Origin of the sequence: Mesorhizobium sp. M2A.F.Ca.ET.043.05.1.1 (assembly GCF_003952445.1) — a bacterium.
Classification (GTDB): domain Bacteria; phylum Pseudomonadota; class Alphaproteobacteria; order Rhizobiales; family Rhizobiaceae; genus Mesorhizobium.
On sequence record NZ_CP034446.1, the window covers coordinates 631634 to 647476 of the forward strand.

Consider the following 15843-nt stretch of genomic DNA (forward strand, 5'->3'; position numbering starts at 1 on the left):
GCACCTTCTCCCCGTATGGTGACGGGGAGAAGGATAGGCCGGCGACCTCGCTATTCCGCCTTCACCTCCATCACGCCGGTGGCGGTGCGGGCCGAATATTGCGGCCGGTACATATCCTCCACCGTCGCCGCCGGATGGGCGTAGGTGCCCGGGGTCACCGCGCGCACGACATAGGCCAACGTGATGTTGCGGTCGCCGTCCCCTTCATTGGGATTGAAGGCGGCGACAAAGCGGTCGTCGCGGAACTCCAGATGCGCGGCGTCAGTCTGCGCCAGCCAGGAGAAGTTCGACAATTGCGCGCTGGAAACCAGGCTCGGATTGTCGATCTCGAAGCCGGCCGGCAACAGATCGGTGATCAGCAGCCGCGACGGCCACTTGTTTTGCTCATAGACCTTGAGCACGACCACATAGCGCTCGTTCTGCCTTGCTTCGGTGACATTGGCCTCGGTGCCGTCGAGCTTGTAATAGGTGCGGTCGATGGTGAAGCCGTCGCCGCCGGCGGGCAGCGGATCGACCGGGGCGGCGACTGCGGTCACCACCGCCTGCAGCGGCGTCGCGCCGGTGTTGGCGATGGTAAGCGGGCTGTCGACGAGGTCACTGCCGGCGACCTGGTCGGAATAGCCGCCCGAATGCGGCGCGCCATTGACGGAAAGCGTTATGGAATCATTGCCTTGCTTCAGCGCCCGCGCGGCAAGCAGCATCCAGGATTCGTCCTGGGTGCTCGTCCAGCGGGCATCGGCGCGTGCCACGCCGACCAGCTTGATCAGCTGCGGCATGATGCTCGGCACCGGCTTCGATTCCGCCGCCAGCGCCAGTATCGCCGCGCCGTCACGCAGCCGCGAGCCATAGTCGGAGCGGTACCAGTCGTAGTCGGTTTCAGCCTGCGCCAGCCTGAGCGCCGTCTGGAAGGTCGATTCCGAACGCTGCGTGTCGCCGTAGAGCGCCAGGCTCGCCGCCAGTTGCGCGACCGCCATCGGGCTGGAGAAAGCTTCGAGTTGCGTGTCGGCGTAGTAGCGCAGGTCGCCTATCGAGGCCTTCTTGTTGCGGGCGAGCACATAGAGCGCGTAAGCGATATCGCTGCCCTTGTCCTGGACGTCCTGGTCGTAGCCGAGCGAGTTCTGCAGGTTGCTCAGCGCCTGGTTCATCGCCAGCGCCGGCACATCGTACTTTTCCTCGCGCGCGCGGGTCAGGAACTCGCTGACATAGGCATCGAGCCACAGATCGCCGGAGCCCGGCCCCCAGAGGCCGAAGCTGCCGCTTGCCGACTGGTAGGACAGCACCTTGTAGATGGCGTCCTGGATGCGTTGATGCAGGTCCGGATCGCTCTCCATGCCGATGCTCTTGGCCATGTCGTTGACATAGAGCAGCGGCATGGCGCGGCTGGTGGTCTGCTCGGCGCAGCCATAGGGGTAGCGGTCGAGGCTCATCAGCAGCGACGGCACGTCGAGCGCGGATGACTGAGAGACGCCGATGCTGACCGAAGCGCCGTCGAGCACGCTGGCGGCAAGCAGCTCCTTGTCGACCCGCAGCGAGCCGCCATGCGGCTTCAGGTCGACAACCATGCGGTTGGTGACCGGAAGCTGCGCCGGCCGCACCGGCAGATAGAGCGTCTGCTCGACCTGGGTGCCGTCGGCATGGGCGAGCTTGACGGTGACGGAGGCGTCGCCCGCGGTCCTGGCGACCAGCGGGAAGGTGAGCGACTGGCGCTTGCCCTGGGCGAGCGTCAGTTTTTCCGGCAACGGCTTGTCGCCGGTCGAAAGGTCGCCGGTGGTGGTGATGGACAGCGCGTAGTCGCCGGCCGGGCCATCGGTGTCGGCTATGTCGAGGCGCATGGTCGCCGCGTCGCCCGGCGCCAGGAATCGCGGCAGGCCGGCGGTGATCACCACCGGATCGCGCACGATGACGTCGGTCTGGGCATGGCCGACGGCCTCCTTGGTCCAGGCGACCGCCATGACGCGAACGGTGCCGTTGAATTGCGGGATGTCGAAGTCGATCCGCGCGCTGCCGTTGGCGTCGAGCTCGACCGGGCCGGAGAAGAAGGCGACCAGCTTTTCGGTCGGCGGGCTGCCTTGCGCCTGCATGTTGGCGCCGTCGCCGCCGGTGCGTATCTTGCCCATCGTGCCGAGCGAGCCGTCGATCAGGCGGCCATAGAGGTCGCGGATCTCCAAGCCCAGCATGCGCTGGCCGAAGAACCAGTCCTCAGGATCGGGCGCCTTGTAGTTGGTGAGGTTGAGGATGCCGACATCGACGGCAGCCACCATCACATAGGCGTTGGTGCCCGGCTGAGCGCCGTTGACCGCAACGGGGATCGATAGCTGCTGGCGCGGCAGGGTCTTTTCCGGCGGCGTCAGCGAGACTGCGAGCTTCTTCGAACCCGGGTCGACCGCCAGCCACTGGATGCCGATGGCTCGGGCCGGCATGCGCGATTCCTGCGCGTCGCCCGGCCGGAACAAGGTGGCCGTGACATAGGCGCCGGCGCCCCAGTCTTCGCCGACCGGGATGTCGACGGTGCTGCCGCCGACCGGCACCGAAGCGGTGACGGTCTTCAACAGCTTCTCGGCGCCGATGGTGACCAGAAGTTCGCCGGCAAAATGCGGCGAGACCTTCAGCTTGGCGACTTCGCCGGCGGCGTAGCTGTCCTTGTCGAGGGCGATCTCCAGGCCGTCGGGCGTCTCGGTGGTGGTCGAGGCGACATACCAGCCGGCGTCGAACTCATAGCTGGTCGCCGGACCATCCGGGTCAGCCGTCTCGACCTCGAGCCGGTAGCGGCCCCAGTCGACGGGCAGCGACACGGTCGCCTCGCCATCGGCCTTGAGATCGACCGCACCATTGGCGACGGCCTTGGTGAGGTTGACCGCCTCGTAATTCCAGGAATTGTTGGAGCGGTACCACTGATAGTTCCGCTCGACCTTGACCAGCGACCACTGGGCGCCTTTCAGGTCCTCGCGCTTGCCGTTCGGATCGACGGCGATGATGCTGAACTTGGCTGTTCCGCCTTGCGGCACCTCGTCGCCTTCGAAATCCGGGCGGATGCCGATGACGTCGCGCTGCGGGCGAACGCCGATGTCGAGCGAGCGCTCGACGGCGCGGCCGCCGGCTTCGCGCATGCGCACTGTGACCTTGGCGTTGACTAGCTTGGTGGTCGACGGCAACTGGTCGACGGTGATCGGGAAGGTCGCCTTGCCGTCGTCGCCGACGACGGGAAGATTGGCGAGGGGCGTCACGGTCGGCTCGCTCGACTGCTCGTCGGCGAGGCCGAAGGTGAAGTCCTTGAAGCTGTCCCAGCTGCTCGTGGTCGACAGCGTCATCTCGCCTTCCAGCGCCAGGCCCGCGGCCGGCGCGCCATAGAGGAAGCGGCCGTCGACGGTGGCGTTGGCGGTCTCGCCCTGGGCGATCTCCTTCTTGTCGGCGGTCAGGTCGAATTCGATGCGATCCGGCACGAAGTCCTCGACCAGGAACATCTGGCTGGCGACCGGCGACTGCTTGGGATCGGTGTAGATCGACACCGTCCAGGTGCCGCGCATGGCGTTGGCCTCGAGCGGCAGGTCGACGGCATGGCCGCCGGCGGACTCGCCATTGCTGACGATGCGCCGGTTCTCGACGCCGTCGGGACGGGTGAAGATGAAGGTCAGCGGCAGGTTCTCGACCGCCTTTGCCGCGCCGTCGCGGGCAAGCGCCGCGACGTGAACATCCTCGCCTGCGCGGTAGATGCCGCGCTCCGTCCAGGCATAGACGTCGAGCGCGCCGGGCGAGGCGCGCCCCTCGACGCCGCGATCGGACAGGTCGAAACCGGCCTTGCCCATGTCGAGGAAGACGAAGTCGTTGTCGCCCTGCTTGGCCATCAGCACGGCCGGCACCATGCCGTTTTCGCCGCGGGTGAGGCCTGGATTGAAGACGGCGTGGCCTTCGGCGTCGGTGGTCGCGGTGCCAAGGATCTCGTTGTTCCTGGCAAGCAGCGTCAGTTCGGCGCCGGGAATCGGCTTGGCCGAGCCCAGCGAACGGGCAAAGACGTTGAGACCGTCCTGGCCGGTATAGGTGGAAAGGCCGATGTCGGAGACCACGAACCACTGCGTGGCGCGTGAGCCGTAATCGTCACTCTTGTCGTCGACAGGCTGCGCGGTCAGGACGTAGACGCCGGGCTTGCGCTGCGGGATCGCCTCATCAACCGGGAAAGAGGTGGTCACCTCCTTGTTGAGATCGTTGGCGATGTCGAGCGTGCCCGACCAGACGGGCTCGCCCATCTGGTCGGAAATGGTGGAAATATCGTAGCCATCGAGCTGATGCAGGAACTGATAGCCGGACAGAAGCTGCGCCAGGGAACGATCACCGATGCGGTAGAGCGTCATCTTGGCGGCATTCATGTTGACCGTGACGACCGGAATGCCGCGACGGGCGCCCGCCGGCAGCACGAAGCTGTCGCCGGTGAAGCGGGCGGACGGAGCGCGGTCCTGGACGTAGATCGACAGCACGACGGGCGCGGCGATCGTTTCACCGATCGCGGCCGGCAGGCCGGCGCGGAAGGTCACGTCATAATGCTGGCCGTGTTCCAGACCCTCGACGCAGATCTGCTTGTCCTTGGCCTCGACGGCTTTTGGCGCGGCGTTGTCGACGGTCACGAATTGCGCATAGTCGACGCCGGTCTTGACCAGTTCCTCGGAAAACTGGGCGCAGATGCGCGGCGAGGAGGAGTCGGCATCGACGGTATGCTCGACGACGCGGAAACCCTTGCGCGCCTTGAGGTCGGCATAGTCGGCCTGGACGGCCGGCGAACTCACCAGCGCAAGGCTCGCCTCATAGGCCTGCAGCGACGGCCGGTAGAGATCGCGCTTGTCGAGGCCGGCGCCAAGCAGCGCCAGCGCCTCGGCGCGGGTCTTTGCCGTGCGCACCAGCTTGTAGCCGTTGAAGGCCGCCGACGTGGCGTTCATCGGGAAGGTCGCGGGTTCAGTGGTGTTCGACGCCGGCTCCACGGCGAGTATCTCGCGCGCCAGCGCCAGCCAGAGCGCGCCGTCATCGGGCAGAACGGAGATCGCGGCTTGGTATTTCTGCATGGCAAGGCGATGGTCGCCGGTGAGCGAGGCCTGCTCGGCGGCGGCCTGCAGGGCAGCAAGGCCTTCGGTCGGCTTGTCATAGGCTGGATCGGTCAGCTTGTTGCGGAACTGCTGGGCCTGGTCGGCCATCCAGTTCGGGAAAAAGGCCAGCGCCGGCGGGGCGCCGATATCGGGGTCGCCGTCGACATTCGCGACCTTGCCGGCAACGGCGCCGGTGAAGGATTTCAACTGGTTATAGTCGGATTTGAGAAAGCACCATTTGGCCTTGGTGTTGTAGGTGAAGGCGCGGCAGGCGGTATCGCCCAGGCACGTGGTCTTGCACTGGTCGAGGCTGACATTCTGCTCCGACCTCAGGTCGAAACCGAAATAGTCGGAATTGTCGGTCGTCACGATTCGCCGGGCTTCGGCCGCAAGCGCCGCCCCGCCCAGGGCGAAAAAGATGAGAAGAAGGTAAAAGAGACCACGAGCCGCGCGCATTGCCATATCACCCTCCAGACATTGCCAGCGTCCGGGCATGATCAAGCTTCGTGCAGGCTTGTCAACGCCCGGGAGCGCCGCGGGTTTATCACCCGCGAACGGTTTCCAAACCGGCCAAAGGCCGGTATTTCGACAGAACCTCTATGAGACGGATCACACTTTCTTGCGGAATCGCAAAAGGTGTGAATTCCAAGCCCGGTCTATTTCAGACAATTGGATTGTGGCCCCTTTACGAACATTTCGGAACTTCATTCCAATTTTAGTTTTGTCGACTAGGTTGTCTTAATGCCGGCGCATGAAACGCAGATGTCAGGAGGGGTCGCGCCAGGGCGCGGGCTTCCGCGCGCCCTGCTTTTCGTGCTGTTTTGCGCCGCAATGCTGGCCGGCGAGGCGCGTCCGGCGGCGGCTTTCGAGATTTTCGGCATCAAGCTCTGGGGCTCGTCAAAGGACGAGGACGCCGATATCGTCGACCCGCTGCGCTATTCGGTGACCATCGACGCGCCGGATGCCGACAAGGATCTGATGAAAAAGCTCGAAAACGCCTCGGCGCTAAAGAACGACGAGGATCATCCGGTGTCGGGATCGCTCGGCCTGATGGCCAAGGCGCGCGGCGACCGCGAACAACTGGTCGCCGCGCTCTACGCCGATGCCCGCTACGAGGGTGTGGTCACGATCACGATCGACGGCAAGTCGATTGACGAGTTGCCGCCGGACGCCGAATTCAAGGGGCCGCAGCCCATTCCGGTCGTCGTCAGCGTCGCGCCGGGGGCGAAATTCACGCTGGGCAATATCCGGCTGAAGGGCGATGCCGCCGGGTTGGCAAGCGCCGATTTCGGGCTGATCGCCGGCGGCGATGCCAGCTCCGGCGCCGTGCTCAAGGCTGAGGCCCTGATCGTGCGGGCGCTGAAAGAAGAGGGCAGGCCGCTTGCAAAGATCACAGACCGCGAGATCGTGGCCGAGCACTCCAGCTCGACGCTGGACGTGACGCTGACGGTGGCCGCCGGCCCGGTCGCCGGCTATGGCGACACCACGGTCGATGGCACGGAAAAGGTCGATCGCGACTTCACCGAATACATGACCGGGCTGAAGCGCGGCCAGCAATATTCGCCGCAGGAAATCGATGATGCCCGCGACCGGCTGCTCGGCCTCGAGGTCTTCAACAGCGTGACCATCAAGGAAGGCGACAGCCTCGACGCCAACGGCAACATCCCGATCGACGTCCAGGTCAGCGAGCGCAAGCCACGCTTTTTCGGCCTCGGCGGCACGTTTTCGAATACGGAAGGGCTGGGGCTAGAAGGCTATTGGGGACACCGCAACCTGTTCGGCCAGGCCGAAAAGCTGCGCATCGACGGTTCGATCAGCGGCATCGGCAGCAACAGCCTTTCAGCGCTCAACTATAATGCCGGCGTCATGTTCGAGAAGCCGGGCGTGCTCGGGCCGACGTCGAAATTCTTCGCCGGCGTAAAGACGGTGTTCGAACATCCCGACGCCTATGACCATTTCTCCGTGAAGGGCGACGTCGGCGTTTCCTACGACCTCGACAAGCAGCAGAGGGTCTCGGCCGAATTCGACCTCGATTATTCGAGGATCACCGACACTTTCGGCAAGCATACCTATCTGATCGCCAGCGTGCCGCTGCAATATGTCTATGACAACCGCGACAACAAGCTGAACCCGACCAGAGGCTTCCGCTTCCTCGCCTATGCCGAGCCGAGCTACGACATATTGAACGGCGCGACCTTCCTGAAGCTGAAGGGCGAGGGCTACACCTATCAGTCGCTGGACACGGCAAGCCGGTTCGTGCTCGCCGAACGGGCGACGCTGGGCTCAATCGTCGGCACCGGGTTGCAGAACGTGCCGGCCGACCGGCGCTTCTATTCCGGCGGCGGCGGCTCGGTGCGCGGCTATTCCTACCAGGGCATCGGTCCGAAGGACATCGACGGGCAGCCGATCGGCGGCCTCTCCTTCTTCGAAACCTCGGTCGAGATGCGCATCGGCGTCACCGACACGATCGGCATCGTGCCGTTCGTCGATGCGGGCACGGTCTCGACCAAATCCTTCCCCGATTTCTCGAATGTAAAGGTCGGCGCCGGCGTTGGCCTGCGCTATATCACCCCGTTCGGGCCGCTGCGCATCGACGCGGCGGTGCCGCTCAACCGCGATCCGGGCGATCCGCATTTCGGCATCTATGCCGGCATCGGCCAGGCGTTCTGACGATGAAGATTTTCTGGCGCATCCTCCGCATTGTTATCTACACGCTGCTCGTGTTGCTGGTAGTGGCGATCGGCGCTCTCGTCGTCCTGACCGGCACCGAAGGCGGCCGCCAGAACCTCGCCGGCCTGATCTCGAAGCTGGCCTCGAGCGAGGACCGGAAGGTTACGGTCGCCGGTATCGAAGGCATATGGTCGGGCGCGCTCAGGGTCGACCATGTCGTGCTGGAAGACCGCGCCGGGCCCTGGATGGTGGCGCGCAAGGTGGCGCTCGACTGGTCGCCGACGGCGCTGCTCTCCCGGAATTTCAATGCCGACCGCTTCGCCGCCGAGCGGATCGAGCTGGCGCGGCTGCCGCAGCCGAGCCAGCAGCCATCGCAGGGCGCCTCGTCCAGCCTGCCAGTGTCTATCGACGTGAAGCAGATCGACCTGCCGGAGATCGCGCTTGGGCAAGAGCTTGCCGGCAGCGGCATCGCCGAGCTGGCAGCCAAAGGCTCGCTCAAGGCCGATCCGTCGCCGCTGGCGATCGAAAGCGTGCTCAATGTCTCCCGCCACGACGGCAAGCAAGGCAATGTCGACACCAAGATCCACTTCGCGCCGGCCGACAACAAGCTCGACCTCGATCTCAAGGCGTCGGAGCCGGCCGGCGGCATCATCGCCAATCTGCTCAAGCTGCCGGATGCGCCGCCCGTCAACATCGTCGTCACCGGCAGCGGGCCGTTGGCCAATTGGAGCGGCGTCGGCACCTTCATGGTCGATGGCCGGATCGTCAGCCAGCTGACCGGCCGGCACCAGCTGACCGACAAGGGCCACCGCATCGAGGCCAAGGGCGATGGCGAGTTCGAAGCGTTCCTGCCGGAGAAGATAAAATCGCTGTTCGCCGGCAAGACGAGCTTCGACCTCGCCGGCACGGCGACCACGGCGGGCGGGGTCGATATCGAGCAGGCCATCATCGAGAGCGAGTCCGTGCACGGCACCGCGACCGGCAATGTCGATCCGAAGGGCGCCAGCGACCTGGCCGTCGAGCTTGCCGCCAAGGACAAGCCCGTCACCATCGATGTCGGCAACAGCGCCGTGCCGATCCTGGTCGCCGTCGAGAAGGCCACGGTGCGCGCCTTCGGCGACGGCAAGGCGCCGATGGTCGATATCGGCACGTCGCTCACCTCCGTCGCCGTCGGCGGCACCCAGCTCAACAATATTACCGGTGCGATCCATTCCGACGGCTTCGACATCGAAAACCGCAGCGGACCGCTCAGCATCAAGCTTGCCGCCGCCGGGCTGAAGACCGACGTCGCCACGCTGGCGCCGCTGGTGACCGGCAAGCTCGCGGCCGATCTTTCCGGCACGATCAGCCGCGAAACCGTGGCCATCGACAAAGGCACCTTGCGCAGCGATGCGCTCAATGCCGGGCTGACGGCAAATGTGGCGCTGGCAGACCTGTCGATGACGCTGAAAATGAATGCCGACGCCGACTCCAAGGCATTGCCGCCGCAGATCAGCTCGCTGCTCGGCGAGCGGGTGCAATTCTCGGCCAGCGCCACGCGCGATCCGCAAGGCGCGTTCGCCGCCAACTCGCTGGAGATCAGCTCCGGCTCGCTCAGCGCCAGCGGCACCGGCAGCATGCAGAGATCGGACCTCCAGGCCAGCGTCAAGGGCACGTTGGGTGACGTCTCGCCGCTGTCGTCGCTTGCCGGCACGCCGCTTGCGGGCGGAGTCAATTTCGCGCTGACGGCAAGCGGTCCGCGTCTGGCGCCGGATTTCACGGTGTCGGCCGACAGCGCCAGCCTGACGGCGGCGGGCCGCACCGTGAAGGACATCAAGCTCTCGGCCAAGGGCAAGGCCGATGTCGCCAATCCGACCGCCGACCTCTCGTTGACCGGCAATGCCGAGGGGCAGGCGCTCGACGTCGAGGCTTCGCTGGTGACCGCCGATGGCAAGCGATCGATCAAAGGGCTCAGTCTGGCGCTCGGCGACAACAAGGTTTCGGGCGATCTCGCGCTCGACGACAAGTTCCTGCCGCTCGGCACGCTGACGCTTGCCGTGCCCGATATTGGGCCGCTCGCCGCGCTGGCAAACCAGACCGCCACCGGCGACATCAACGGCACGATCGCCTTCGCCAAGGAGGGCGAGGCGCCGACCGTCACCATCAATGCGGCGAGCACCTCGATCGCGCGTGGCGCCCTGGCGGCGAAAGCCATCACCGTCAACGCGCTGATCGCCAACTATCTTAAGGGGCCGGCGATCTCGGGCACGATCAAGGCCGACGATGTGACCTCCGGCAGCACGGTCATCAGCGACATCGGCATCGATTTGAAGCGCGATGGCGACTGGACCAACTTTACCGGCGGCGCCACGGCGTCCGGCATTCCGGCCACCGCCACCGGGCGGGTTAAGATCGCCGATGGCACGACAAGCGTGGAAATCACGTCCGGCGAGGCGACAGTGCGCGGGATCAAGGCGGCTATCGCCGAGCCATCCCGCCTTTCGATCGCCAATGGCGTGACGATAATCGAGAAGCTCGCGCTCAACCTCGGCGGCGGCTCGGCGACGGTTTCCGGCAGCGCCGGTGAGACCCTGGACGTGACGGCCAATCTCGCCAACCTGCCGCTGGCACTCGGCAATGATTTCGTGCCGGGCCTCGACGGGGCCGGAACGCTTGAGGGCACCGCGCACGTCACGGGCCCATCGTCCAACCCTGACATCCAGTTCAACGCCAAGGTGGCGGGCGCCGAGACCAGCCAGACCCGGCAGGCGGGGCTCGGGCCGCTGGATCTGGACGCTGCCGGCAGCTACACGCTGGCGGGCGGCGTCGCCCTGGATCACGCCACGCTGTCGGGCGAAGGGATTTCAGGCAAGGCCGCCGGCACCCTCAATCCCAACGGCGCCAGCGACTTCTCCCTCGATCTTTTGTCATCGGGGCCCAGCCTGCCGCTGACGCTCGGCCGCGCCGACAGCCCGGTCAAGGTTGAAGTCCAGTCCCTGTCGACGAAGATGGCGGGCGAAAGCACGCGAGCGCGGCTCGATGTGTCCGCCATCCTGCCGTCCATCGTCGCCAGTCAGGCGAAAGTGGATGGCCTGACGCTCGCGCTGCATTCGGATGCTTTCGACCTCAAGGGACGGGCAGGCCCGGTCTCCGGCACGGTCTCGTTGGACAGGATCGGCCTCGACAATCCGTTGATCGCACCGCTGATCGCCGGCAAGGTGGTCGCCAAGGTCAATGGGCGCCTGGCTCCCGATTCCGTCGCCCTCGACAGCGGCTCGCTGACCAGCGATGCGCTCAACAGCCAGGTCGCCGGCCGGGTATCGCTGGGCGACGGCGCCGTCGACCTCAATATGAGGGCCGAGGTCGCGTCTTCCGCCTTGCCGGCTGCGGCGCGCGGCATGCTTGGCGAGACGGTGCAGTTGAGCGGTGCGCTGAAGCGCGATGCCAATGGCAATGTCAATATAGACGGCCTCAAGCTCAATTCAGGCGCACTCAGCGCCGACGGCCAGGCGAGCCTTGCCGACGGCAAGCTGGCCGCCGGCATCAGGGGCGCGTTGAGCGACGTTTCAGGGCTCTCGAAAGACGCAAAGGGCGTCATCACTTTCGCCCTCAACGCGCAAGGCCCGGTCACCGCGCCCGACCTGTCGATGACGGTGGACAGCGACCGGCTCCTCGTGGCGGCGCGCGAGATCACCGGGTTGAAGCTGACAGCCACCGGCAAGGCCGATGCCGCCAATCCGGCAGCCAATGTGCAGCTCACCGGCACTGTCGCCGGGCAGAATTTACAAGGCAGCGCGGTGCTCGCCACGACCAATGGCAGCCGCGCGATCAACGGGCTTCTGCTGTCGCTCGGGCCGAACAAGATTTCCGGCGATCTCGCGCTCGACGATGCTTTCGTGCCGGTGGGCACCGTTTCGCTCGACCTGCCAGATATCGGACCGCTCGCTGCGCTGGCCTTGGAAAAGGCCGAAGGCAATGTGCGCGGCACGATCGCCTTTACCAAGGCGGCCAACGGGCCGAATGTCGCGGTCAAGGCGAACACCTCGGAGATCAAGCGCGGCAATCTTTCCGCCAGGAATGTCGCCATCGACGCGCAGATCGCGAACTATATGGCAGCACCGGTGATCGCCGGCACGGTGCGGGCGGAGAGCGTGACTTCCGGCGGCACCGCCATCACAGGCATCGATGTCGATCTCAAGCGCGACGGCGACTGGACCGGTTTTTCCGGCGGGGCCACCGTCAAGAACATCCCGGCCAAAGCCGCCGGACGCGTGAAAGTGGCGAACGGAACCACGACCATCGAGCTCGCCTCCGGCCAGGCGACCGTGCAGGGCATCAAGGCCGCGATCGCGCAGGCCTCGACGGTGACCATCGCCAATGGCGTGACCACGCTCGACCGGCTGGTGCTCAACCTCGGCGGCGGCACGACAACGGTGACTGGCAAGGTCGCGCAGGGGCTCGACATCAACGCCAACCTGGCTCGGGTGCCAATCTCGCTCGCCAACAGTTTCTCGCCGGGTCTCGACGCGGCCGGTTCGATCTCGGGCACGGTCAAGGTGACCGGCCAGCCTTCGACCCCCTCGGTCGCCTTCAAGATCGATGCCGCCGGCGTGCAGACCTCGCAGACGCGTGGCGCCGGCCTTGGCGGCATGAATGTGTCGTCATCCGGCACTTTTGCCGGCAACAAGCTCGCCTTCGACGCCAACATCAGCGACGGCGCCGGCCTCGGCCTCAAGGGCGGCGGCTCGGTGACGACGGCAGGCACGCCAACCTTGGCGCTCGACTTCAACGGCAAGGTGCCGTTCTCGTTCCTGGCCGCAAAGCTCGCCGCGCAAGGGCTGGCGCTCAACGGCACCGCCAATGTCGATGTGCAGGTGCGTGGTCCTGCATCCGCGCCGGTTATCAGCGGCAAAGTCACGACATCCGGCGCGCGCCTTATCGATGCGCGTTCCGGCCTGGCGGTGAACGACATCGCCGCCGACGTCTCGATCGGCGGCGGGGTGGCCAGGATCAACCGCCTGACCGGCACGCTGTCGACGCGCGGCAGCCTGTCGGCGAGCGGCACCGTGGGCATCAATCCGGCGCAGGGCTTCCCGGCCGACCTGTCGATCAAGCTCACCGACGGCCGCTACACTGACGGCCGGGTGGTGACCGCCAATCTCGGCGGCGACCTGACCGTCAAGGGGCCGCTCGTCTCGGCGCCGGTGGTTGCCGGCACGATCAACCTGGCGAGGACGGTCATCACCGTCCCGGAAAAGCTGCCGGGGTCGCTCTCGGCCCTGGATGTGAAGCACAAGAACGCGCCGGCGTCCGTGCGGGCGCAGGACAAGGCGCTGCGCCCGGCGACGTCCGGCGGCAGCAGCAACAGCGGCAGCGGCCTGACACTCGACGTTACGGTCAACGCGCCGAACCAGATATTCATCCAGGGCAGGGGTGTCGACGCCGAACTGGGCGGCTCGCTGAAGCTGACAGGCCCCGCTTCGGCGCCGAGGGCGATCGGCACCTTCACCCTGCAGCGCGGACGACTGATCATCCTTTCCAAGCGACTGACCTTCACCGATGGCACGATCGGGTTCCAGGGGTCGCTGGTGCCCTATCTCAACTTGACGGCGACCACGACGACGAGCTCCGCCACAGTCACGGTCGTCGTCTCAGGCGAGGCGACCAATCCGAAGTTCACGTTCTCCTCCGTGCCGGCGCTGCCCCAGGACGAGATCCTGGCACAGCTCATCTTCGGTCAATCCATGTCCAAGCTGTCACCGCTGCAGATCGCGCAACTTGCCAGCGCCGCCGCGCAACTGGCCGGCGTCGGCGGTTCGACCTCGCTGCTCGAGAACCTGCAAAGCGCCATCGGCGTCGACGATCTCGACGTGACGACGGACGAGAAGGGCGGTACCGCGGTTTCGGCCGGCAAATACCTCAACGACCGTACCTATGTGACCATCCAGAAGGGCGACAAACCGGGTTCCGGCAAGGCCACGATCGACCTCAATGTCGGTCGCGGGGTGAAGCTGCGCGGGGAAGCCAATGACGCCGGCGAGGCCAAGGGCGGCGTCTTTTACGAACGCGAATATTGAAGTTGCGCCGCGCCGCATTGGCCAAGCGAACCAGGGGCGACCGCCGGTACGGGGCTCCTATCCTTATAAATGTATTGATTTAATCGCCCGCGGGGATTTTTTAGCGAATCCGCGTCGCGATAACAAATTTGCGTCAAGACTGTCGCTATCGCGCGAACCGGGTTGCAGCCAAAGATGCACATTCCCTGGCATGTTCCTGCTCCACACCGTCTTTTGACAACGCGGTCTGGATGCGGAATGTTAAAAGGCGGAAAGCCAACAATGGGAGCAAGTCATGGCAATCTATAAGAGCAATGGTGATCAGGTTCCGGATCACATCCGGAAAATGGCCGAAGAGGCCAAAAAGGGCGGCGTCGACCGCCGCGAATTTCTGGCCTTGGCCAGCGTCTTCGGCGCATCGACGGCAATGGCCTACGGCATGCTCGGCCTCGCCGATCCGACCCCGGCCAGGGCGGAGGACGTGCAGGGCAAGAAGGGCGGCGTCCTGAAGGTCGCGATGTCAATCAAGGATCCGAAGGATCCGCGCACGGCCGACTGGTCCGAAATCTCCAACGCCGAGCGCCAGGCGCTCGAGCCGCTGGTGAAATACACCAAGGAATACACCTTCGCGCCTTATCTGCTGGCAAGCTGGGACATCAATGACGACGCCACAGAATACACGCTGCATGTGCGGCCGGGCGTCGAATGGAACAATGGCGACAAGTTCACCGCCGACGATGTGATCAACAATTTCACCCGCTGGGCCGACAAGTCGGTGGAAGGCAACTCGATGCCTGGCCGCCTCGGTAGCCTCGTCGACGACACGACCAAGAAGCTGCGCGAAGGCTCCGTCGTCAAGGTCGACGACATGACGGTCAAGCTCAAGCTGACCAAGCCCGACATCGCCATCATACCGAACCTGTGCGACTATCCGGCGCTGGTCGTCCACAAGACCTTCGACGAGAAGGGCGCCAACTTCAAGAGCTGCCCGATCGGCACCGGCCCGTTCGAGCTGGTGTCCTACGACGTCGGCCAGAAGGTGGTCTACAAGCGCCGCGAGACCGGCAAGTGGTGGCAGGGCGAGGCTTTCCTCGACGGCGTCGAGTTCATCGACTACGGCACCGATCCGGCGGCGACCGTCTCGGCTTTCGAGTCCGGCGAAGTCCATACCAATCACGAAACGACCGCCGACTACATCAAGATCATCGCCGATGTCGGCGCTCCGGCTTCGGAAGTCGTGACGGCGGCCACCGTGGTGTCGCGCTTCAACGTCACCAAGAAGCCCTATGACGACCAGAAGGTCCGTCAGGCGATGCTGCTTGCCGTCGACAACGCCACCGTGCTGCAGCTCGGCTACGGCAATGCCGGCACGCCGGCCGAAAACCACCATGTCGCGCCGATCCATCCGGAATACGTCAAGCTGCCCGAGGTCAAGCGCGACGTCGCCAAGGCCAAGCAGATGCTGACGGAAGCCGGCAAGATCGATTTCGAGCACGAGCTGATCAGCAACGACGAGGACTACCACAAGAACACCACTGACGCGATCGCCGCCCAGCTGCGCGAAGCCGGCATCAAGGTGAAGCGCACCGTGCTGCCGAGCTCGACCTTCTGGAACGACTGGACGAAGTATCCGTTCTCGGAAACCAACTGGAACATGCGTCCGCTGGGCATCCAGGTCATCGCCATCGCATACCGCACCGGCGAAGCCTGGAACGAGACGGCCTACTCCAACCCGGACTTCGACAAGAAGGTGAACGAGGCGCTCGGCATCGCCGATGCGGAGAAGCGCAAGGTCGTGATGAAGGATATCGAGCAGACGCTGCAGGATTCCGGCATCATCATCCAGCCTTACTGGCGCAAGCTCTACATCAACATCAAGCCCGAGGTGAAGAACCACTCGATGCACCCCACCTACGAGCACGACTTCGGCAAGGTCTGGCTCGATCAGGCGTGATCCATGGCGCGATGAATACGAGGGGCGACAGCCCCTCGTATTTGCAGCTTCGTCGCCGTTGCATGACCTGCAGCGGTGGCGGGGCGCCATCCGCATTACGAAACAGGGTTGAACG

4 protein-coding genes are annotated in these 15843 nt (G+C 65.1%); 3 read left to right on the forward strand and 1 reads right to left on the reverse strand.

Going from position 1 to position 15843, the window contains the following annotated elements; all coding sequences use genetic code 11:
- Positions 1–50 precede the first annotated feature (50 nt).
- The gene (locus tag EJ069_RS03025; protein WP_126060018.1) at positions 51–5531 is read right to left on the reverse strand and encodes an alpha-2-macroglobulin family protein; all 5481 of its coding nucleotides are present in this window, start codon (positions 5529–5531) and stop codon (positions 51–53) included.
- Positions 5532–5810: 279 nt separating this feature from the next.
- Here EJ069_RS03025 and EJ069_RS03030 point away from each other — a divergent pair, with 279 nt between their 5' ends.
- The 3 genes from EJ069_RS03030 to EJ069_RS03040 all read left to right on the forward strand — a co-directional run bounded on the left by EJ069_RS03030 (position 5811) and on the right by EJ069_RS03040 (position 15728).
- A complete protein-coding gene (locus EJ069_RS03030) occupies positions 5811–7739 on the forward strand; it encodes an autotransporter assembly complex family protein (protein WP_126060019.1) in 1929 nt (642 codons plus the stop codon).
- A gap of 2 nt (positions 7740–7741) precedes the next feature.
- Entirely contained in the window at positions 7742–13795 is a 6054-nt protein-coding gene (locus EJ069_RS03035) for a translocation/assembly module TamB domain-containing protein (RefSeq protein ID WP_126060020.1), read from the forward strand.
- A gap of 274 nt (positions 13796–14069) precedes the next feature.
- Positions 14070–15728, forward strand: coding sequence for an ABC transporter substrate-binding protein (locus EJ069_RS03040; protein ID WP_126060021.1), 1659 nt, complete (start codon positions 14070–14072; stop codon positions 15726–15728).
- Positions 15729–15843: the final 115 nt, after the last annotated feature.